The sequence below is a fragment of the Klebsiella sp. WOUb02 genome, assembly GCF_050058015.1.
In the GTDB taxonomy this organism is placed as follows: Bacteria; Pseudomonadota; Gammaproteobacteria; order Enterobacterales; family Enterobacteriaceae; genus Klebsiella.
Window position 1 is genome coordinate 766,586 of the sequence record NZ_CP170110.1, and the last position, 17,000, is coordinate 783,585.

Here is a 17,000-nt window from a genome sequence, read left to right on the forward strand (position 1 = left end):
CGCGCTCGTGGCCTGAGGTGATATATGGGGGAAAATATTCCCCCATATTTTTTATAGGCTTTCATCCTTAACTATTTCGCTCGGGCCATTCTTCTGCACCGAGGCAATTCCTTTTTTTGCCGCTTCCTTCGAGGAATACATTTCGCTGGTGGCGATGGTTTCGTGGTTATCTGCCTTCAGTAAGAAATACCATGGCTGGGACACGATCTTCTCTGACTTTTTAATGACGTAATACCCCATCTTTAACCTCTCTTCACGTTAACGACTCTTCATGATATGTAGACTAAGACGGCTACTACGGCAAGTAATCCTCTAATAAATATATAATTCATGATTTTTTCGCTCCTTATATGCTACTATTTAATCACTATGCACTTGCAGAGCAACAAAGAGGACGGAGTTAACCATGGGTATCATTTCCTGGATCATTTTTGGTCTTATTGCCGGTATTTTAGCTAAGTGGATCATGCCGGGCAAAGACGGCGGCGGCTTTATCGTCACTATCATTCTGGGGGTCATCGGTGCGGTAGTGGGCGGCTGGATCAGCACCTTCTTTGGCTTTGGCAAGGTTGACGGGTTTAATTTCGGGAGCTTTGTCGTTGCGGTAATTGGCGCGCTGGTCGTGCTGTTTATCTACAGAAAAATTAAGAGCTAATAGCCCTTCAATATCGACTGAGTTGTAAGCTGCAAAAGCTGCCATTATTATTGGCAGCTTTTTTTTCGTTCACATAATAGCCATACCGATGCGTAGGGCGACAAAAAACCATATAAACCAGGTGGGAAAGTCCATTTCGATCGCTAGTTTATCATTCCTGCCGGCGCCGCTAACGTATTTTATAGCGCCCGGACGGCTTAATTAACCCGGCAAAATCACATGGGGCCGGTCTCTGCCATATCGGGTACGGCGACGACTTCGACATGAACTTCATAATGCCGGGCTTTGCTGGCCGGGATTAACGTGGTGAGCTTATTAATGGTATCCGTCGGATTATCGCTGGCAACGGTCGCGGAGAAGAGCACCGGCTTTCTCGGCGGTATGGGGATGGGCATGGGGCCACGTTCCTGAGTCATCTCAAACGGCGGCTGCCCGCCGTTATCCCGCGCAGGGGCTGGCGTTTCGCTTTTATCCGCGGCGAAGGCGCTGGCGGCGGCAATAGAAACGGTTGCTAACAGGGCAATGATTGTTCTTTTCATCTTTGTTACCTCGTAAGTGTGTGGCTAAAATCTTAGAGGTTAGGTTTCGGGCCGACAATCCCACCGGGGGCGAATCCTCCAAATCTCCTTATTTATTAACGACTGTGGAGGGCCTGCAGGAAGGCGTGCGGGAAGGCGAAACCGAGGGCCGGTTTCATCAGGACACGGCTATGGCCGGCCGATAAACGGCGAGAATCGGAACAGCGGCGGCAAAGAGTTGTGGCGCAACACGCTTTCAGTCCAGCAGTACGCTCATCACCAGAAGGACTACCATGCACATCGACATAATACTAATATCTATCATCCGTTACGACAAAAGCTCCAGGTTATCAGCGACTCCGACATCATGCCGAAAACTGTAGAAATTATAAGCGGAGATTATACATCAGCTTAATCATCATGATTAAAACTTAATCCCCGAAGGACGGTCGACTTTATAACTAAAATGTCTGCGTATAGCCACACTGCAACCACGGTTTTCAGATAATGCTTATAGATTGGTCGTGATAATCGTGAAGTCAGCCAATGTTATGCGTTCGGGCGTGGGCTTCTGCTTTGGATAGTCGCCGTAAAAACGTACGCCATCAGCGCGTTGTGAAGTGAGGCAATTATGGCCAGAGCAATATCAGTAGAAGGGCGCCGGGAATACGTGCGCGCAATTAGCCCAACTGGAGGCGCAGCATGCTCAGCCATGTGAGCACTCAATGTTTTGGGATGTATCTGGCGTTAAGCGTTGCTCAAAGTGCGATAGCGCCGAGCTGGAGTCCCGCACCGTGAAGCTGCAACCTGTTTAAGGCGACGTTTAGTGTTGAGCTATTCCATAAACAAATCGGAGCCCAGGCAGAACGCGCCCGCGCATACAGCGTGAGTTTCAGCACCGCCGAACGCTTCGGGCTGGTGAAAGTGGTCGAAAAGCCTGTTGTGTTCTGGTTTGAAAGGTATCAAGGGGAAGCAAGAAGTGGTGGGCTGTGAGGGGTTCGAACCCGCGACCAATGGATTAAGAGTCCAGTGCTCTACCAACTGAGCTAACAGCCCACAAACTTGACGGCGATAAACATACGCCTGTTGACCTGAGAGTGCAATGAGCGTGAAGAAGAAATTATGAAAAGCAAATTAATCATTACAGACGAGCGCCTGGCGGATTCCGTGGCGTTCAAGCCGTTGCCCAGCAACAGCGTCAACTCGGCCACCCGGGGGCAGTGGCAGCAATGGCCTCAGAGTTACAGGAACGCCGCACGGCCGACAGCGAGCCAGCGGGCTATGACAACATCGAGGCCATTGAGCTGGCTGTGGAGTCGCTAAAGGAAACAATCATTAGGGCCAGGCGGTTCAGATATTGCCAGGGGTCATTGATGAATCTCTCTGATGAGGTCGCATTGCTGAAAAAACGCAAGCAATGAAGACGAACGACAGAAGGAACGGGAGCATGCCTAAATCCCCCGCAGAACGCAAAGCCGCCGTTTACTGAAACGGTAGTGAGGTAGGGGCTGAAAAAGGGGATGTGCCGGAGTATTCGGACTAAACTATACTCAGCCATTGCGCATGAATAGATGTCAGGAGGTGGTGTGTAACAGCAGTGTGATGGCACAGGATCTGCTGACAGAACGTCTGGAGAAGCGGTTCGGTAACACGCTAATAGTTCCACATCCTGTTGAATGGCTGACAGATAACGGCAGTTGCTACAACCAATAGGCCCTGTAAAGGGCCTGCTTTTATTAACGCAAACCCGGGCCATGTGAGAATCCGCCGCCGGGACCACCACCATGACCACCGCCTGGACCTCCCGGAGGCAAAATACATCCTGAAAGAGACAGCGCCCCACAGATCACAAAAACAGCAAGCATAATTCTTTTCATAATAACTCCTGAACTAAAGAGCCTTAATTCAAAAACATAAAAGTGAATATTTTATGGAGAATTAGTAATTCCTTTTTCTCACTCATGTTAAATAGGAATAATCCATGGCAAAACCGGACTGGGGCGAGCTTAAGCAACGGTTCCTGTCCGAATATGCCGCAACCGGCGTATCACCGAAGGATTGGTGTGAAGCGTAGAGACTGAACTACGCTGCCGCCCGTCGATACATCAAAAAACCTTCTGCGCAAACTGCGTAAAAACGGCGACCGGGTTCTGTGTGGATTCGTTCAATATCCAGTTCGACAATAACATGCAGACCCAGCGCTGTATCAGTACCGGTTTCAGTCAGAAGAGAAAACAGGCTTTAGTCAGGCTATTGTTCGGGGCATAACGGGGGCAGCGGAGTTGATGGGGACACTTTTGGGGACACCTGAATGTCCTTTCACGGCCTTGATTGTCCGTCTGTGTAATAGTGTAACCCGTTGAATATCTGATAAGTCGCTGAAAGGCGGATTTTTTCATCTCCTATCTCAAAAATCGGTATTTTCGATACATCTTTTCCATTGCCGCATCTTCTGCCAACCCACATCAAATAACTTATTATTTTTCAGTCTATTAAATAGAAAAGATGAGACCTGATAAGCAGCAAAGCAGGGTCTATGCTTATAAAAAGAGCCGTAAAAGGGTCGCAGGGGCGAATACCCCTTCTCCAGGTGGGTTGAAGTGATAATCGTTATCACTAACATGGTGAGATGCCCTGATGGCGCCAACCAATGAGGTAGACCGATGGAAGTACAAGCAGGAACCTTTAACCCCGACGATTTTAGCTGGCGTGGCCTGATTATGACACCCGCCGCCGCCGCCCATATCCGTGATCTGGTGAGCAAGCAGCCGCCGATGCAGGGGCTGCGTCTTGGCGTGAAAACCAGCGGCTGCGCCGGCTTTGCCTACGTCATGGAGCTTATCGCTGAGCCCGCGCAGGACGATCTGCTGTTTGAGTTCGAGGGCGCGAAGCTATGGGCGCCGCTGCAGGCCATGCCGTTTATTGATGGTACGGAGCTGGATTACGTTCGGGAAGGATTAAATGAAATCTTTAAGTTTCATAACCCGAAAGCGCAGCACGAGTGCGGCTGCGGTGAAAGCTTTGGGGTTCAGGCGGAGTAATTATGTCTCGTAATACTGAAACAACTGACGATGTCAAAACCTGGACCGGCGGGCCGCTGAATTATAAAGAAGGCTTTTTTACCCGGTTACAGACCGACGAGCTGGCCAAGGGCATCAACGAAGAGGTGGTGAGGGCGATCTCCGCCCGCCGCAACGAGCCGGAGTGGATGCTTGAGTTCAGGCTGAACGCCTTCAGGGCGTGGCTGGAGATGGAAGAGCCGCACTGGCTGAAGGCGCACTACGATAAGCTGGACTATCAGGACTACAGCTACTACTCCGCGCCGTCCTGCGGCAACTGCGACGACACCTGCGCCTCAGCGCCGGGCGCGGTGCAGCAAACCGGCCCCGCCGACTTTCTGACCAGCGAAGTGGAAGAGGCCTTTAATCAGCTGGGCGTACCGGTGCGCGAAGGGCGCGAAGTGGCGGTTGACGCCATCTTTGACTCGGTGTCGGTCGCCACCACCTATCGGGAAAAGCTGGCGGAGCAGGGCATCATCTTCTGCTCCTTCGGCGAAGCGATCCACGACCATCCGGAGCTGGTGAAAAAATATCTCGGCACCGTGGTGCCCGGCAATGACAACTTCTTCGCCGCGCTGAACGCCGCGGTCGCCTCCGACGGCACCTTTATCTACGTGCCGAAAGGCGTGCGCTGCCCGATGGAGCTGTCGACCTATTTTCGCATCAATGCGGAAAAAACCGGCCAGTTTGAACGCACGATCCTCGTCGCCGACGAGGGCAGCTACGTCAGCTATATCGAAGGCTGCTCGGCGCCGGTTCGCGACAGCTACCAGCTGCACGCGGCGGTGGTTGAGGTCATCATCCACAAAGATGCCGAAGTAAAATATTCCACGGTGCAGAACTGGTTCCCCGGCGATAACAACACCGGCGGGATCCTCAACTTCGTCACCAAGCGGGCGCTCTGTGAAGGTGAAAACAGCAAAATGTCGTGGACCCAGTCGGAGACCGGCTCGGCGATAACGTGGAAGTACCCGAGCTGCATTCTGCGCGGCGACAACTCCATCGGCGAGTTCTTCTCGGTGGCGCTGACCAGCGGCCACCAGCAGGCGGATACCGGCACCAAAATGATTCATATCGGTAAAAATACCCGCTCGACGATTATCTCCAAAGGGATCTCCGCCGGTAAAAGCCAGAACAGCTACCGCGGGCTGGTCAAAATTATGCCGACGGCGACCAACGCGCGAAACTTCACCCAGTGCGACTCGATGCTGATCGGGCCGGACTGCGGGGCGCACACCTTCCCGTACGTTGAGTGCCGTAACAACAGCGCCCAGCTGGAACATGAAGCCACCACCTCACGAATTGGTGAAGATCAGCTGTTCTACTGCCTGCAGCGCGGGATCAGCGAAGATGATGCGATCTCAATGATCGTTAACGGTTTCTGTAAGGATGTCTTCTCAGAGCTGCCGCTGGAATTTGCCGTGGAAGCGCAAAAACTGCTGGCGATTAGCCTTGAACACAGCGTCGGTTAACAGTCTGATCCGCACCGGCTGCGCGCAGACGCCGCCTGAATCAGATTGCCGAATTAAGGAATATACATGTTAAGTATTAAAGATTTGCAGGTATCCGTTGAAGATAAAGAGATCCTGCGCGGATTGAACCTCGATATTCGTCCCGGCGAAGTTCACGCCATTATGGGCCCCAACGGCTCCGGGAAAAGCACGCTCTCCGCAACGCTCGCCGGGCGCGAAGACTATGAGGTAACCGGCGGCAGCGTTGAGTTTAAAGGCAAGGATCTGCTGGAGCTTGCGCCGGAGGATCGCGCGGGCGAGGGGATCTTTATGGCCTTCCAGTATCCGGTTGAAATTCCGGGCGTCAGCAATCAGTTCTTCCTGCAAACGGCGCTGAACGCGGTGCGCCGCTATCGCGGGCAGGAGCAGCTGGATCGCTTTGATTTCCAGGATCTGATGGAAGAGAAAATCAAGCTGCTGAAGATGCCGGAAGACCTGCTGACCCGCTCGGTCAACGTCGGCTTCTCCGGCGGCGAGAAAAAGCGCAACGACATCCTGCAGATGGCGGTGCTGGAGCCTGAGCTGTGCATTCTCGATGAGTCCGACTCGGGGCTGGATATCGACGCCCTGAAGATCGTTTCTGAGGGCGTCAACGCGCTGCGCGACGGCAAGCGCGCGTTTATTATCGTTACCCACTACCAGCGTATTCTCGACTATATCAAGCCTGATTACGTCCACGTGCTGTATCAGGGGCGGATCGTCAAATCCGGCGACTTCACCCTGGTCAAACAACTGGAGGAGCAGGGCTATGGCTGGCTTACCGAACAGCAGTAACGCGCTGCAGCAGTGGCATCACCTGTTTGAAGCGCAGGCGGAGCAGCGAACGCCGGAAGCGCACCAGCACCTGCAGCAGGCGCTGCGCCTGGGGCTGCCGACGCGCAAGCATGAGCACTGGAAATATACCCCGCTGGATGCGCTGCTCGGCGGCACCTTTGTCTCTCCGCAGCCCGAGGCGTTAACCGCGGCGCAGCGGGACGCGCTGGCGCTCTCCGTCGATGCCTGGCGGCTGGCGTTCATCGATGGCCGCTACAGCGAAGAATTAAGCGACGGGCTGGCCGACAGCGGCTATGAAGTGGATATTGATAACCAGCGTCAGGCGCTGCCCGACGCGCTGCAGCCGGAGCTGTTTCTGCACCTGACCGAAAGCCTGGCGCCGACGGTGACGCGCATTCGCGTGAAGCGCAACCAGCGCCCCGCGAGGCCGCTACTGATTATGCACGTGACGCGCGGGCTGGCGGGCGAAGAGATGAACACCGCGCACTACCGGCATCATCTGGAGCTGGAGAGCGGCGCGGAGGCGACGATTATCGAGCATTACGTCAGCCTCAACGAGCAGCGCCATTTTACCGGCGGACGCCTGACCGCCGCGGTGGCGGACAACGCGCATCTGCAGCATATCAAGCTGGCGTTTGAAAACGCGCAGAGCTTCCACTTTGCCCATAACGATCTCTCGCTGGGCCGCGATGCATCGGCCTTTAGCAGCAGCTTCCTGCTCGGCGGCGCGGTGCTGCGCCAGAATACCAGCGTGCAGCTGCGGGGTGAGAACAGCAACCTGCGGATCAACTCGCTGGCGATGCCGGTGAAAAATGAGGTCTGCGATAGCCGAACCTGGCTGAACCATGACGTCGGCTACTGCAACAGCCGCCAGCTGCATAAAACCATCGTCAACGATAAAGGCCGGGCGGTATTTAACGGCCTGATTAACGTTGCGCCGAACGCGATAAAAACCGACGGCCAGATGACCAACAACAATCTGCTGCTGGGCCGGCTATCGGAGGTGGATACCAAGCCGCAGCTGGAGATTTACGCCGATGACGTCAAATGTAGCCACGGCGCCACCATCGGGCGCATCGACGACGAACAGCTGTTTTATCTGCGCTCGCGTGGCATCACCGGGCAGGCGGCACAGCATATGATCCTGTACGCTTTCGCCGCCGAGCTGACGGAAGCCATTGACGACGTGGCGCTCAGGCAGCAAATCCTCGCGCGCATCGGTCAGCGCTTACCGGGAGAGGCAGCATGACATTTTCTGTTGAACGAGTTCGCGCGGATTTTCCGCTGCTCGGTCGGGAGGTCAACGGCCAGCCGCTGGTCTATCTGGACAGCGCCGCCAGCGCGCAAAAACCGGAAGCGGTGATCCACGCCGAGGCGGAATTTTACCGGCACGGCTATGCCGCCGTGCATCGCGGTATTCATACCCTGAGCGCGGAGGCGACGACGCGCATGGAGCAGGTTCGCCAGCAGGCGGCAACCTTCCTCAACGCGCGCTCTGCGGAAGAGCTGGTGTTTGTCCGCGGGACCACCGAAGGGATTAACCTGGTGGCCAATAGCTGGGGCAACGCCAACGTGGGGGCCGGGGATAACATCATCGTCAGCGCGATGGAGCACCACGCCAATATCGTTCCGTGGCAGCTGCTCTGCGCCCGGGTCGGCGCCGAACTGCGGGTGATTCCGCTCAATCCGGACGGAACCCTGCAGCTGGATGCGATACCGGGCCTGTTTGACGCGCGCACCCGTCTGCTGGCCATCGCCCAGGTCTCTAACGTGCTGGGCATTGAAAACCCGGTAGCGGCGCTGATTGCGCTGGCGCATCAGCATGGCGCCAGGGTGCTGGTGGACGGCGCTCAGGCGGTGATGCATCACGCCGTGGACGTCCAGGCGCAGGACTGCGACTTCTACGTCTTCTCCGGCCATAAGCTGTATGGTCCGACCGGGATCGGCATCCTCTATGGTAAAGCGGAGCTGCTGGACGAGATGCCGCCGTGGGAAGGGGGCGGATCGATGATCGCCACCGTCAGCCTGACCCAGGGCACCACCTGGGCAAAAGCGCCGTGGCGCTTTGAGGCGGGGACGCCGAACACCGGCGGGATTATCGGGCTTGGCGCAGCGCTGGAGTACGTCAGCGCGCTGGGGCTGGCGCATATCGGCGAATATGAGCAGACCCTGATGCGCTACGCGCTGCAGGAGCTGACAAAAGTGCCGGACCTGATCGTCTACGGCCCGCCGCAGCGGCTCGGGGTGATTGCCTTTAATCTCGGCGCGCATCACGCCTACGATGTCGGCAGCTTCCTCGATAACTACGGCGTCGCGATCCGCACCGGCCATCACTGCGCCATGCCGCTGATGGACTTCTTTGGCGTTCCGGCGATGTGTCGGGCGTCGCTGGCGATGTACAATACCACGGAAGATGTGGATCGGCTGGTCGCAGGACTACAGCGCATTCACAAGCTATTAGGCTAAAGGAAGCAATCATGGCGGCGTTACCGGAAAAAGAGAAACTGCTGCGCAACTTCAGCCGTTGCGCAAACTGGGAAGAGAAGTACCTCTATATTATTGAGCTTGGCCAGCGACTGGCGCCGCTGAGCGCCGAGGAGCATACGGCGCAAAATATTATCCAGGGCTGCCAGAGTCAGGTATGGATTGTCATGGAGCAGAGCGAGACGGGCGTGCTCGTGCTGCGCGGCGATAGCGATGCGGCTATCGTCAAAGGGCTCATCGCCGTGGTGTTTATCCTCTATGACCAGATGACGGCCAAGGATATCACCGCCTTTGACGTTCGTCCGTGGTTTGAAAAGATGGCGCTGACTCAGCACCTTACGTCATCGCGGTCGCAGGGGCTGGAAGCCATGATCCGCGCAATTCGCGCGAAAGCCGCAAATCTTAGCTAGAATAAACAGGTAGATTTCATTCTGTTACGTTCGGCGGGAACGCGTTTCCCGCCGATGTACAGATCCTGGCGTTTTATTAGCGAAAGAAGGAATCTCAGTATGAAACGCGCGTCTCTCCTCACTTTATCCCTTCTGGCGGCCCTCAGCGCGCAGCACGGCGCCTGGGCGGTAGATTACCCACTTCCTCCTGCTAACAGCAGGATCATTGGTCAAAATCAATTCTGGACGGTACAGGAGGGGGATCGCAACCTGCAGGCGATTGCTCGTCATTTTGATACTGCGGCAATGCTGATCCTCGAAGCTAACGATACGCTGGCGCCGGTGGAGCCTAAGCCGGGCACCCAGGTGCTGATCCCTTCGCAGATGCTGCTGCCCGACGCGCCGCGGGAGGGGATTGTCGTCAACCTGGCGGAGCTGCGGCTGTACTACTTCCCGCCGGGGCAAAATCAGGTGCAGGTCTATCCTCTCGGCATCGGCCAGCAGGGGCTGGAAACGCCGGAGATGACCACCCGCATCGGGCAGAAGATCCCCAACCCGACCTGGACCCCGACGGCGGGTATCCGCGCCCGTTCGCTGGAGAAAGGGATTAAGCTGCCGCCCGTGATCCCGGCGGGGCCAAACAACCCTCTGGGGCGCTATGCGCTGCGCCTGGCGTACGGTAACGGCGAATACCTCATTCACGGCACCAACGCGCCGGACAGCGTGGGGCTGCGGGTCAGCTCCGGCTGTATGCGCATGAACGCCGCCGACATTCAGGCGCTCTTTAGCCAGGTGAAGAGCGGCACGCCGGTACGCATCATCAATCAGCCGGTGAAGTTTGCGGTTGAGCCGGACGGCAGGCGCTACGTCGAAGTACACCGGCCGCTGTCGCAGGATGAAAGCGGCGATACCCGCACCCTTGCCTATACGCTACCGGCGGAATTCCATCAGTTTTCCGGCGATAAGTCCGTCGACGAGGCGCTGCTGAAGCGCGCGCTGTCCAGACGAGCGGGCTATCCGGTGGTGGTTTCTGGCGGTGAGCAGAGCGCTGCGGAAGGGGCGCTATCGAGTTTGTCGGTGCAGAATGCGCCGGTTGATGAGAGCAAAAGAGTGCAGTAAATCGGGCGGGGAGGGACAAAAAAAATGGCGCACAATGTGCGCCATTTCTATTACACAGGCACTATTACTTACGGTATTTAGTAGCCTGGTTGTCCAGACGCTGGTTAGCGCGTGCTGCGTCATCTTTAGCAGCCTGAACGTCGGAACGGATTGCGTTCACGTCGTTGCTCAGCTGGTCAACTTTAGCGTTCAGAGTCTGAACGTCAGAAGACAGCTGATCGATTTTAGCATTGCTGGAGCAACCAGCCAGCAGAGTAGAACCCAGGATTACCGCGCCCAGTACCAGTTTAGTACGATTCATTATTAATACCCTCTAGATTGAGTTAATCTCCATGTAGCGTTACAAGTATTACACAAACTTTTTTGGGATGAGAATATTTTTTTACGGTAATACGCTTAATTTTGATCGTTCGCTCAAAGAACCAACGAATTTGCCGGGGTAGTTTAAAAATCCGTGTGAAAACAGCGCGCTTCCATCGGATTCATCTTAGATAATCTCCGGTTAAATAGTAAATTCCGATTTGCATTTTTATTAAGAGTAGCTAGTGATCGAATAAAAAAAAGGCGCCTCACGGAGGTGCCTTTAAAGAAAAACGTATTAGCCTGTAAATTATTACAGCACGTGCACGGATGCGGTATTGGTTGTTCCGCTTGGAACCAGCGCGCCGGAGACCATGACCACGACGTCGCCTTTACGCGCCAGGCCGCTCTGCAGAGCCAGACTCTTTGCCCAGACGGTAGAAGTCGTCGGTAGAGGCCAGCTGCTCAACCAGCTGCGGCACAACGCCTTTGGTCAGCACCAGCTGACGGGCGGTGGTCTGGTTGGTAGTCAGCGCCAGAATGGTGGCATCCGGGAAGTATTTACGCACCGCGCGAGCGGATTTACCGCCCTGGGTGGCGACGACGATCAGCGGCGCTTCCAGTTTTTCAGCGGTTTCTACCGCACCGCGGCAGACGGCTTCGGTGATGCGCAGCTTGCGGTTGTCGTTGTTGAACTCCAGGCGGCTGGTCATGACGCGGTCGGTACGTTCGCAGATGGTCGCCATGATGGTCACCGCTTCCAGCGGGTATTTACCTTTTGCCGATTCGCCGGACAGCATCACGGCGTCGGTGCCGTCGAGGATGGCGTTAGCGACGTCGCCGGCTTCCGCACGGGTCGGACGCGGGTTCTTGATCATTGAGTCCAGCATCTGCGTCGCGGTGATAACCACTTTGCGCGCGCGGATACATTTTTCGATGATCATTTTCTGGGCGAAGATTACTTCTTCAACCGGGATTTCAACGCCCATGTCGCCGCGAGCAACCATGATGCCGTCAGAGGCTTCAAGGATTTCGTCGAAGTTGTTCAGGCCTTCCTGGTTTTCGATCTTGGAGATGATCTGGATGTTGTCGCCACCGTGAGCTTTCAGGTGCTCGCGGATCTCTACCACGTCAGAACGTTTACGGATAAAGGATGCGGCAACAAAGTCAACGCCCTGTTCGCAGCCGAAGATCAGATCCTGTTTGTCTTTCTCAGCCAGCGCCGGCAGAGCGATAGAGACGCCCGGCAGGTTAACGCCTTTGTTTTCGCCGAGGTCGCCGTTATTCAGCACTTTACAGATAACGTTTTTACCTTCGATGGCGGTGACTTCCATCCCGATCAGACCATCGTCAACCAGTACGGTGTTGCCTACGGAGAGGTCAGTGGTGAAACCTTCATAGGTGACGGCTACGATTTCGCTGTTGCCGACCACGGATTTGTCGGTTGTGAAGGTGAAGGTCTGGCCCGCTTTCAGGGAGACGTCGTTGCCGCCTTCCAGCTTGATGGTGCGAATTTCCGGACCTTTGGTATCCAGCAGGATAGCGGCGGTTTTACCGGTTTTGCTTACCACATTGCGCAGGTTCTGGATGCGCTGACCGTGTTCAGCATAGTCGCCGTGAGAGAAGTTAAGACGCATGACGTTCATGCCCGCGTCCAGCATCTTGGTTAACATCTCTTCGGATTCGGTTTTCGGACCGATGGTGCAAACGATTTTGGTCTTTTTCATGAAGGTATTAGTCTTTAAGTTGTGAAGGATTGGGAAATCTCGCTCCGCCGGCGCGCTGCCGTAGAGTCAAACCTGTATTGCGAAAGTTGCTATGGCACGCTCTAAGGATAGGTGACAACAAAAGAGCGTGCAGAAGAATGTGTGCTGGCGGTTCAGCCCATGAAAAGAGGCAATTTGTTATGCTTTTAGTCAGGCAGTCCAATGTGCTGAAACCATTCAAGAAAGAATCGGTGTGCATTATACGACGATGAAACAAAAAAGGAAAATGAAAACAATGTTTCATTTTTCGTCAAACAAACGCAACAAAACTCACACCAATTACAATCTTATCTGCAACACAAATTTTCGCCAGCCGCTAAGCGAAATTGGCTCCCGGGCGCGGTTTTAGCCGCAGTTTTGACGCGCAAATTGGCCACTGGCGCAGAAACGGTACGCTGGTTTGATTTATGCGAAAAACGTATCAATAATGAATTGATTGATAATGATAATTTACGAGCGAAATTCGATGGGAAACCGAGCAAAAGACGACGAGTTGTACCAGGAAATGTGCCGCGTGGTGGGGAAAGTGGTGCTCGAAATGCGCGATCTGGGTCAGGAACCGAAACACATCGTTATTGCCGGCGTGGTGCGCACCGCGCTGGCGAACCCAAAAATCGCCCGAACTGAGACTGACTCGCGAAGCGATGGCTCAGGTTATTCACGCTTTATCCGGGCATGAATAGCGCTGACGGCATCCCCGCGCGCTTCAGCGAGGGTCCAGTGACAGATGGCATCGTTCTGCTGGCGGCGGGGAGCCTGAAGGGCGCCTTTGTCCCGCTGCTGGCGCGTTTTCATCAGCTTACCGGCATTGCGGTTGAGGCGCGTTTTGCTCCCGCGGGCCTGCTGCGCGAGCGGATTGAGGCCGGAGAGCGCTGCTCGGTTTTCGCCTCCGCCAATCGCCGTCATCCGCAGGCGCTGCAGCAGGCGGGGCTGGCGGGCGAGTGCTGGCCGTTTGCCGCTAACCAGCTGATGCTCACCGTGCGAAGAACGGCCGCTACCGATAAGGCCGACTGGCTGACGCTGCTCTGCGACCCGCAGCTACGGCTGGCGACCTCAACGCCGGGCTGCGATCCTTCCGGCGACTATACCTGGCAGCTGTTCGAGCGAATTGAAGCCAGCTATCCGGGAGCCGGGCGGGAGATGATGGACCGCGCGCGGCAGCTGGTGGGGGGCAGGGATTCGCTAAGCGTCCCGCCGGGCAGCACGGCAGGGGCCTGGCTGATTGGCGAAGGGTTAGCCGATCTGTTTATCGGCTACGCCCACTACGCCCGGCAAATGACGGCCGACGCCGCGCTGCGTAGCGTCGCCATTCCGCCGCCGTGGAACGTGCGTGCCGACTACTACCTGACACAAACCGAAGAGAGCGCCGGGGCGCAGCGGCTCAGCCGCTTTATTCTCGGCGACGAGGGGCAGGGCTATCTGCGCGCGGCGGGCTTTTTGTCGCTCAGCGGCGGATCGTAAACTGCGGCGCCAGCAGCGGTACGGCCGATCCGGGGTGAGCGATTTTGTGGACCGGCAAACCGTAGGCCCGCAGCAGATTGGCTTCGCTTAGCACCTCGGCGGACTCTCCCGCCAGCCATTCGCCCTCGGGCAGCAGGAGTAAAGTGTGGCTGGCTATCTGCAGGGCGTGGGTCGGATCGTGGGTGGTGAACAGCACCGTGCGCGTCTGGCGATGCGCCAGATCGCTGATCAGCTGCAGTACCACCTGCTGGTTGGCGAGATCCAGCGCCGAGCAGGGCTCATCGAGCAGGATATTCTGGCTGGCGCCCACCAGCGCGCGGGCGATCAGTACCAGCTGCTGCTGGCCGCCGGAGAGCGCGCGAAAGGATACGGCGGCCAGATGCGCAATCCCCAGCTGGCGCAGCGCCTCCTGAACCTGCCGTCTATCTTCAGCGCCGGGCTGGGCGAACAGATCGACATGGCGAGCGCGGCCCATCAGCACCACCTCCTGCACCTTCCAGTTGAATGCCGGGCGAAAAGATTGCGGCACGATGGCGGTGCCGCCGACGGACTCAAACCGGCCGCCGAGTGGCGGCAGTACGCCGGTCAGCGTATCAAGCAGCGTGCTTTTTCCGCGGCCGTTAGCGCCCAGGATCGCCCAGACCTCGCCGGCGCGACAGCGCAGGCTAAGGGGAGCAAACAGCGGCTGACGGTGGCCATACAGCAGCTGCGTCAGGCTAAGAGAGGCTTCCATCAGGCGGCTCCTCGACGACGGGAATGGAACAGCAGCCAGCTAAACAGCGGCGCGCCGAGCAGGGCGGTGATAATGCCAATCGGGATCTCCGCCTGGGTTAAGGTGCGGGCCAGGCTGTCCACCACCACCATAAAGCCGCCGCCGAGCCAGAAGGCGGTGGGCAGCAGGCGCCGGTGATCGGCGCCGACCAGCAGGCGGGCAAGATGCGGAATAACCAGCCCGACCCAGGCGATGCTGCCGCTGACCGCCACCTGCGCGGCCACCAGCACGGCGCAGCAGACCAGCACGCTACGCCGCAGCGCGACGACCGAGACCCCCAGCCCGCGGGCGTCCTTATCCTCCAGCGCCAGCAGGTTAATCCGCCAGCGCAGGCGATAGAGCATGGTCGCGGCGGCGATGACCGGCAGCGCCATCAGCAGCACCTTATGCCAGTTGGCGGTGGCGAAGCTGCCCAGCAGCCAGAAGACGATATTCGGCAGCGTCTCTTCGCTATCGGCCAGATACTGCATCAGGCTGACCAGCGCGGCGAAAAAGCCGCTGAGGATAATGCCCGAGAGGATCAGCACGAGAGTGTTTTCCCGCCCCTGCAGCGCCGCTATCAGGTACACCAGCATCAGCGCCAGCAGGCCAAAACCGAACGTCGAAGCCATCATTAGCAGCGTGTCCAGACCCAACAGGATCGCCAGGGTTCCGCCGAAAGCGGAGCCGGAGGTCACGCCGATGATATGCGGATCAACCAGCGGGTTTTGAAAGACCCCCTGCAGGGTGGCCCCGCACAGGCCCAGCGCGCCGCCGGCCAGCAGCGCCATCGTCACGCGCGGCAGACGCACCGACCAGACGATCTGCCCGGCCACGCCGTCGGCGGGGGAGAGATGGCCCAGCTGGCGAAAGACCTCGCCGAGGCTCAGCGGATACTGGCCGAAACAGAGTGAAGCCACGGCAATCAGCAGCGCTGCCAGCGCCAGCCCGCCCTGCAGCAGGGCCGGGTGACGATTACTGAGCATCCGGCGTCCATTTTACGCGGTAAAAGCGCTGGTAATAATCCTCCGCCCTGGCGTCGACGTCGATGGCGCTATAGCGGGAGGGATAGAGCTTTTTCGCCATCCACAGCTCGCCGATCGCCAGCGCTTCCGGCATCGGGTAGCCCCAGGCTTTGGCATATTCCGGCATCAGCCAGACGCGATGGTTTTTCACCGCGTCGATTCCCTGCCACTGCGGATCGCTGGTAATTTGTTTTACCACTTCCGGATAACGATCCTGGACAAAGATCACCTCCGGGTTCCACTGCAGCACCTGCTCCAGCGAGACCTGACGGGCGCCCTTCACCGAGGCGGCCGCCACGTTCAGCGCGCCCGCGTGCTTCATCATCAGGCCGGTATACTTCCCGGAGCCGTAGGTATTGAGATCCGGATTAGCCATATAGACGCGCACCCGCTGGCCGTCGGGGATGTCGGCAACCGGCGCGTTGGCCTGCGCCCGGGCGCTAATGGTGTAGCGAATCAGCTCCTCCGCCTGGGCCTGACGATCGACCACCTCGCCAATCAGGCGAATACCCTGTTTCAGCCCTTCGTTATAGGCCTGCTCTTCGTCGGCCATCGACGGATTCATTTTATTCTGCTCCCCCGCGGCGTCCTGGCGCAGCGACACGGCGACGACCGGGATCCCGGCATTCTGAATCTGCTGAATCATCGCCTGGGGAGCGTAGTTGGCGACGAACACCACTTGCGGATGCAGCGCCAGCAGGCTTTCGATGTTGACCTGGGTTAAATCCCCCGGCGTTGGCAGCCCTTCGATGGCGGGCATAAAGCGCGCAAAGGCCGGGCCGAGCTGCTTTTTCCAACTGCTCATGACGCCGACAATATCGTCGGCGGCGTTAAGCTGCACCAGCAGATTCAGGCTCTGGTGCTGCAGCACGACGACGCGGTTAACGCGATCCGGCAGGGTGACCTGGCGCCCGATCTGGTCGGTGATGGTGCGATCGGCAAAGGCGCTCGCGGTGAACAACGTGCTGGCGATTAGCGTCAGGCTGAGTAAAAAACGAGGTAGTGTTGACATAGGCGGCTCGATTGGATGGCAAAGAATCGTTGTGCATTAAAATATATAGCGTTGGTGGAAGCAACGCTAAACGTCGCGTATACCCCTTAAGATCAAGGTATTTTCCCGCCTTATCCCGCTGACGGACCGCCTTGCGCATCCGCCGACTTTGGCATACGGTAAATCATCACTCATTC

General features: G+C 57.1%; 16 protein-coding genes, 1 tRNA gene and 5 pseudogenes. 13 read left to right on the forward strand and 9 right to left on the reverse strand.

The features are described 5' to 3' along the window. Nucleotides 1-51: 51 nt before the first annotated feature. The gene (locus ABOC21_RS10450; RefSeq protein ID WP_426814484.1) at nucleotides 52-240 is read right to left on the reverse strand and encodes a YegP family protein; all 189 of its coding nucleotides are present in this window, start codon (nucleotides 238-240) and stop codon (nucleotides 52-54) included. A 166-nt stretch (nucleotides 241-406) separates the two neighbouring features. On the opposite strand from ABOC21_RS10450, the gene ABOC21_RS10455 reads away from it, so the two are divergent. Continuing rightward, nucleotides 407-655, forward strand: coding sequence for a GlsB/YeaQ/YmgE family stress response membrane protein (locus ABOC21_RS10455; RefSeq protein ID WP_426814485.1), 249 nt, complete (start codon nucleotides 407-409; stop codon nucleotides 653-655). Nucleotides 656-870: 215 nt separating this feature from the next. Here the strand turns inward: ABOC21_RS10455 and ABOC21_RS10460 are convergent, their stop codons facing one another. Next, nucleotides 871-1,194 (reverse strand): hypothetical protein, encoded by a 324-nt coding sequence (locus ABOC21_RS10460; RefSeq protein WP_426814486.1) that lies wholly within the window; start codon nucleotides 1,192-1,194, stop codon nucleotides 871-873. A 780-nt stretch (nucleotides 1,195-1,974) separates the two neighbouring features. Here ABOC21_RS10460 and ABOC21_RS10465 point away from each other — a divergent pair. Then, nucleotides 1,975-2,166, forward strand: a pseudogene (locus ABOC21_RS10465) (HNH endonuclease); the annotation flags it as partial. On the opposite strand, the gene ABOC21_RS10470 reads toward ABOC21_RS10465, so the two are convergent. Then, a tRNA-Lys gene (locus tag ABOC21_RS10470) sits at nucleotides 2,154-2,229 on the reverse strand. The pseudogene ABOC21_RS10465 and the gene ABOC21_RS10470 sit on opposite strands and share 13 nt — an antisense overlap. A 925-nt stretch (nucleotides 2,230-3,154) precedes the next feature. Between ABOC21_RS10470 and ABOC21_RS10475 the strand changes: the two are divergent. The 9 genes and pseudogenes from ABOC21_RS10475 to ldtE all read left to right on the forward strand — a co-directional run. Beyond that, nucleotides 3,155-3,244 (forward strand): annotated as a pseudogene (locus ABOC21_RS10475) (terminase small subunit); the annotation flags it as partial. A 53-nt stretch (nucleotides 3,245-3,297) separates the two neighbouring features. Continuing rightward, nucleotides 3,298-3,390: pseudogene (locus tag ABOC21_RS10480) on the forward strand (phage tail tube protein); the annotation flags it as partial. Nucleotides 3,391-3,836: 446 nt separating this feature from the next. Beyond that, on the forward strand, nucleotides 3,837-4,214 hold the full coding sequence (sufA, locus tag ABOC21_RS10485; protein ID WP_426814487.1) for a Fe-S cluster assembly scaffold SufA: 378 nt from the start codon (nucleotides 3,837-3,839) through the stop codon (nucleotides 4,212-4,214). A gap of 2 nt (nucleotides 4,215-4,216) precedes the next feature. Then, nucleotides 4,217-5,704, forward strand: a complete 1,488-nt coding sequence (sufB, locus tag ABOC21_RS10490; RefSeq protein WP_426814488.1) for a Fe-S cluster assembly protein SufB — start codon at nucleotides 4,217-4,219, stop codon at nucleotides 5,702-5,704. Nucleotides 5,705-5,770: 66 nt separating this feature from the next. Further along, complete coding sequence (gene sufC / locus ABOC21_RS10495) at nucleotides 5,771-6,517, forward strand: Fe-S cluster assembly ATPase SufC (protein WP_426814489.1); 747 nt, start codon at nucleotides 5,771-5,773, stop codon at nucleotides 6,515-6,517. Beyond that, complete coding sequence (gene sufD / locus ABOC21_RS10500) at nucleotides 6,492-7,766, forward strand: Fe-S cluster assembly protein SufD (protein ID WP_426814490.1); 1,275 nt, start codon at nucleotides 6,492-6,494, stop codon at nucleotides 7,764-7,766. The genes sufC and sufD overlap by 26 nt, the downstream gene beginning before the upstream one ends. Next, complete coding sequence (sufS, locus tag ABOC21_RS10505; protein WP_426814491.1) at nucleotides 7,763-8,983, forward strand: cysteine desulfurase SufS; 1,221 nt, start codon at nucleotides 7,763-7,765, stop codon at nucleotides 8,981-8,983. The genes sufD and sufS overlap by 4 nt, the downstream gene beginning before the upstream one ends. A gap of 11 nt (nucleotides 8,984-8,994) precedes the next feature. Next, the gene (sufE, locus tag ABOC21_RS10510) at nucleotides 8,995-9,411 is read left to right on the forward strand and encodes a cysteine desulfuration protein SufE (RefSeq protein WP_426814492.1); all 417 of its coding nucleotides are present in this window, start codon (nucleotides 8,995-8,997) and stop codon (nucleotides 9,409-9,411) included. A gap of 99 nt (nucleotides 9,412-9,510) precedes the next feature. Further along, nucleotides 9,511-10,509, forward strand: a complete 999-nt coding sequence (ldtE, locus tag ABOC21_RS10515; protein ID WP_426814493.1) for a L,D-transpeptidase LdtE — start codon at nucleotides 9,511-9,513, stop codon at nucleotides 10,507-10,509. Nucleotides 10,510-10,573: 64 nt separating this feature from the next. Here ldtE and lpp read toward each other — a convergent pair whose 3' ends face one another. The 3 genes and pseudogenes from lpp to ABOC21_RS10530 form a co-directional block, all read right to left on the reverse strand. Continuing rightward, on the reverse strand, nucleotides 10,574-10,810 hold the full coding sequence (lpp, locus tag ABOC21_RS10520; RefSeq protein WP_010430241.1) for a murein lipoprotein Lpp: 237 nt from the start codon (nucleotides 10,808-10,810) through the stop codon (nucleotides 10,574-10,576). A gap of 312 nt (nucleotides 10,811-11,122) precedes the next feature. Continuing rightward, nucleotides 11,123-12,536: pseudogene (pykF, locus tag ABOC21_RS10525) on the reverse strand (pyruvate kinase PykF). A 7-nt stretch (nucleotides 12,537-12,543) separates the two neighbouring features. After that, nucleotides 12,544-12,819: a protein YnhH gene (locus ABOC21_RS10530; protein WP_426814494.1), complete on the reverse strand. Its 276-nt coding sequence runs from the start codon at nucleotides 12,817-12,819 to the stop codon at nucleotides 12,544-12,546. A 222-nt stretch (nucleotides 12,820-13,041) separates the two neighbouring features. Here ABOC21_RS10530 and fumD point away from each other — a divergent pair. Further along, nucleotides 13,042-13,258: pseudogene (gene fumD / locus ABOC21_RS10535) on the forward strand (fumarate hydratase FumD). After that, a complete protein-coding gene (locus ABOC21_RS10540) occupies nucleotides 13,251-14,036 on the forward strand; it encodes a substrate-binding domain-containing protein (RefSeq protein WP_426814495.1) in 786 nt (261 codons plus the stop codon). The pseudogene fumD and the gene ABOC21_RS10540 overlap by 8 nt, the downstream one beginning before the upstream one ends. On the opposite strand, the gene ABOC21_RS10545 is transcribed toward ABOC21_RS10540, so the two are convergent. From ABOC21_RS10545 to ABOC21_RS10555, 3 genes are read right to left on the reverse strand one after another with little or no spacing between them, the layout of a single operon-like run. Beyond that, nucleotides 14,020-14,769 carry an ABC transporter ATP-binding protein gene (locus ABOC21_RS10545; RefSeq protein WP_426814496.1) on the reverse strand — a complete coding sequence of 250 codons (750 nt, stop codon included), beginning with the start codon at nucleotides 14,767-14,769 and terminating at the stop codon, nucleotides 14,020-14,022. The genes ABOC21_RS10540 and ABOC21_RS10545 overlap by 17 nt on opposite strands. After that, nucleotides 14,769-15,773 carry a FecCD family ABC transporter permease gene (locus ABOC21_RS10550; protein WP_426814497.1) on the reverse strand — a complete coding sequence of 335 codons (1,005 nt, stop codon included), beginning with the start codon at nucleotides 15,771-15,773 and terminating at the stop codon, nucleotides 14,769-14,771. Before ABOC21_RS10550 ends, ABOC21_RS10545 begins: the two co-directional genes overlap by 1 nt. After that, a complete protein-coding gene (locus ABOC21_RS10555; RefSeq protein ID WP_426814498.1) occupies nucleotides 15,763-16,824 on the reverse strand; it encodes an ABC transporter substrate-binding protein in 1,062 nt (353 codons plus the stop codon). The genes ABOC21_RS10550 and ABOC21_RS10555 overlap by 11 nt, the downstream gene beginning before the upstream one ends. Nucleotides 16,825-17,000: the final 176 nt, after the last annotated feature.

Coding starts and splice junctions, on each gene's coding strand:
- ABOC21_RS10460 (WP_426814486.1), bottom strand. CDS start 1,194: ATGAAAAGAACAATCATTGCCCTGTTAGCAACCGTTTCTATTGCCGCC.
- ABOC21_RS10540 (WP_426814495.1), top strand. CDS start 13,251: ATGAATAGCGCTGACGGCATCCCCGCGCGCTTCAGCGAGGGTCCAGTG.
- ldtE (WP_426814493.1), top strand. CDS start 9,511: ATGAAACGCGCGTCTCTCCTCACTTTATCCCTTCTGGCGGCCCTCAGC.
- ABOC21_RS10555 (WP_426814498.1), bottom strand. CDS start 16,824: ATGTCAACACTACCTCGTTTTTTACTCAGCCTGACGCTAATCGCCAGC.
- lpp (WP_010430241.1), bottom strand. CDS start 10,810: ATGAATCGTACTAAACTGGTACTGGGCGCGGTAATCCTGGGTTCTACT.
- ABOC21_RS10545 (WP_426814496.1), bottom strand. CDS start 14,769: ATGGAAGCCTCTCTTAGCCTGACGCAGCTGCTGTATGGCCACCGTCAG.
- sufA (WP_426814487.1), top strand. CDS start 3,837: ATGGAAGTACAAGCAGGAACCTTTAACCCCGACGATTTTAGCTGGCGT.
- sufS (WP_426814491.1), top strand. CDS start 7,763: ATGACATTTTCTGTTGAACGAGTTCGCGCGGATTTTCCGCTGCTCGGT.
- sufB (WP_426814488.1), top strand. CDS start 4,217: ATGTCTCGTAATACTGAAACAACTGACGATGTCAAAACCTGGACCGGC.
- sufD (WP_426814490.1), top strand. CDS start 6,492: ATGGCTGGCTTACCGAACAGCAGTAACGCGCTGCAGCAGTGGCATCAC.
- sufC (WP_426814489.1), top strand. CDS start 5,771: ATGTTAAGTATTAAAGATTTGCAGGTATCCGTTGAAGATAAAGAGATC.
- sufE (WP_426814492.1), top strand. CDS start 8,995: ATGGCGGCGTTACCGGAAAAAGAGAAACTGCTGCGCAACTTCAGCCGT.
- ABOC21_RS10455 (WP_426814485.1), top strand. CDS start 407: ATGGGTATCATTTCCTGGATCATTTTTGGTCTTATTGCCGGTATTTTA.
- ABOC21_RS10550 (WP_426814497.1), bottom strand. CDS start 15,773: ATGCTCAGTAATCGTCACCCGGCCCTGCTGCAGGGCGGGCTGGCGCTG.
- ABOC21_RS10530 (WP_426814494.1), bottom strand. CDS start 12,819: ATGAAACATTGTTTTCATTTTCCTTTTTTGTTTCATCGTCGTATAATG.
- ABOC21_RS10450 (WP_426814484.1), bottom strand. CDS start 240: ATGGGGTATTACGTCATTAAAAAGTCAGAGAAGATCGTGTCCCAGCCA.